The following is a 1,886-nucleotide window of genomic DNA, read 5'->3' as shown; positions in this document are numbered from 1 at the left end:
TGCCGACCAGCCGTGCGCGCATCGGGTCGAGCGAGTCGGTTTCGGTGTCGATGGCGGTGAGCCCGGCCGCGTCGATGCGGGCCAGCCAGGCGTCGAATCGGCCCCAGTCGAGAACGGTCTCGTAGGTGCCGGGCGCGCTCGTTTCGGCCGGCGGCGCGTCATCCAGCAGCGATACCTGCCGGGCGGCCTCCTCGCTCACCGTCTGCGCCTTCATCTCGGCGCTGAAGCGGCGCATGCCGTTGCGGGTGAAGAAAGGCAGCAGCGCTTGCGCGTCCTCCGGTGCCGGGCGCAGATCCGGGTCGAAGGATTGGGCGTAGCCGTCCAGATCGCAGTCGGTTTGGATGGTCACCAGCTTGCGCGCGGTGGGCAGCCAGTCGAGCGTGGCGCGCAGGTTCTTGCCCGCGGCGCCGCTCACGGTCTCGGCATTCGCAACCAGTGCATCGAGCGAGCCATACTCCGCCAGCCACTTGGCGGCCGTCTTGGGGCCGACCTTGTCTACGCCGGGCACGTTGTCCACCGCGTCGCCCACGAGGGTGAGGTAATCGACGATGCGCGCTGGAGGAACGCCAAACTTTTGCTGCACCCCGGCGGGGTCGAGCACTTCGTTGCTCATGGTGTTGACCAGGGTGATGTGGTCGTTGACGAGCTGAGCCATGTCCTTGTCGCCCGTGGAAACCAGGGTGCGGATGCCCGCGGCATGCGCTCGCACAGCCAGCGTGCCAATCACGTCGTCGGCCTCCACTCCCGGCACCTCGAGCAGCGGCCAGCCCATCAGCCGCACGGCCTCAAAGATCGGCCCGATCTGCACCACCAGGTCGGGCGGCATGGGCGGGCGCTGGTCCTTGTATTGGTCGTACATGGCGTTGCGGAAAGTCGGCCCCTTGGCGTCGAACACGCAAGCCGCATAGCGATAGCCCTTGGCAACCGGGTATTGTTCGCGCAGGCGCCGCAGCATGGCCACCATGCCGTAGAGCGCACCGGTGGGCTGGCCTTCGGGCCCGCGCAGATCGGGCATGGCGTGGAAGGCGCGGTAGAGGTAGCTGGAGCCATCCACCAGCAGCAGGGTGGGAGCGGAGTCGGATTGCGCGTCGGAATTCATCCGCGCATTATCAATGCCGCCGTAAAATCGATGCATGAAGACGCCCCGCCCCGCTCTTGCCGTTTCCGCCCTTGGCCTGTTCATGCTGCTCGCCAGCGTGTATCCGGGACAAAGCGCCCTTGCGCAGTCCAAGCCTGCGGCGCCGCTGACGGATACCCAACCCAAGCCGAAATTCCCCGAACCTCTGGTGCGCGAAAACGTCACCCAGGATCGTGCGGTGCGCATTCAGGAGCAGCAGGTGCGCGGCGCCACCACCTCCATTCAGGTGCAACCTTTGCACGGCGGCGCGGCCTACAACGTGGTGCCGCCTTCAATCTCGTCCAGCACCGACCCGGCCCACATGGAAGGGCAGGCGCAGTGGAAGGTGTTCACCTTCAAATAACCCGACGGGCTGACCGCTCAACCTGCTCGCTCAACCTGCTTTTTCAGCCCGCCTTTCCTTTCCCCATCCCATTCATGGCCGTTTTCACACCGCTCGACGCAGCAGAGGTCGACTCCTGGCTGGCCCGCTTCGATCTGGGCGCACGCACCGACCTGCAAGGCATCGCCAGCGGGATCGAAAACACCAACTACTTCCTGAGCACCACGCAGGGCCGATTCGTGCTCACCCTGTTTGAGCGCCTGCAGGCCGAGCAGTTACCGTTCTATCTCGGGCTGATGCATCACCTGGCCGCGCATGGCATTCCCGTGCCCGATCCCATGCCCGACCGGCAGGGGCAGACCTTGCACACCCTCAAAGGCAAACCCGCCGCGCTGGTCACGCGCCTGCAAGGTCGCAGCCAGTTGC

The 1,886-nt window shown here is 65.9% G+C and carries 3 protein-coding genes; 2 read left to right on the top strand and 1 reads right to left on the bottom strand.

Annotated elements, in window-relative coordinates; translation table 11 throughout:
- Nucleotides 1–1,099, bottom strand: a 1,099-nt coding sequence (locus AC2VLV_RS09540) for a 5'-3' exonuclease H3TH domain-containing protein (RefSeq protein WP_486989754.1), incomplete at its 3' end; no start/stop codon positions are given.
- Between the two features lie 34 nt (nucleotides 1,100–1,133).
- Between AC2VLV_RS09540 and AC2VLV_RS09535 the strand changes: the two genes are divergently transcribed.
- The gene (locus AC2VLV_RS09535) at nucleotides 1,134–1,481 is read left to right on the top strand and encodes a hypothetical protein (RefSeq protein ID WP_486989753.1); all 348 of its coding nucleotides are present in this window, start codon (nucleotides 1,134–1,136) and stop codon (nucleotides 1,479–1,481) included.
- 74 nt (nucleotides 1,482–1,555) lie between these two features.
- Nucleotides 1,556–1,886, top strand: a 331-nt coding sequence (locus AC2VLV_RS09530) for a phosphotransferase (RefSeq protein ID WP_486989752.1), incomplete at its 3' end; no start/stop codon positions are given.

The sequence above is a fragment of the Thiomonas sp. TH-17 genome, assembly GCF_057473305.1.
The sequence above is the reverse complement of the archived record's forward strand: the minus strand, read 5'-3'. Positions and strand labels throughout refer to the sequence as shown.

Bases quoted from the DNA above. Each gene is read 5' to 3' on its own strand.
- AC2VLV_RS09535 (WP_486989753.1), top strand. From the start codon at position 1,134: ATGAAGACGCCCCGCCCCGCTCTTGCCGTTTCCGCCCTTGGCCTGTTC.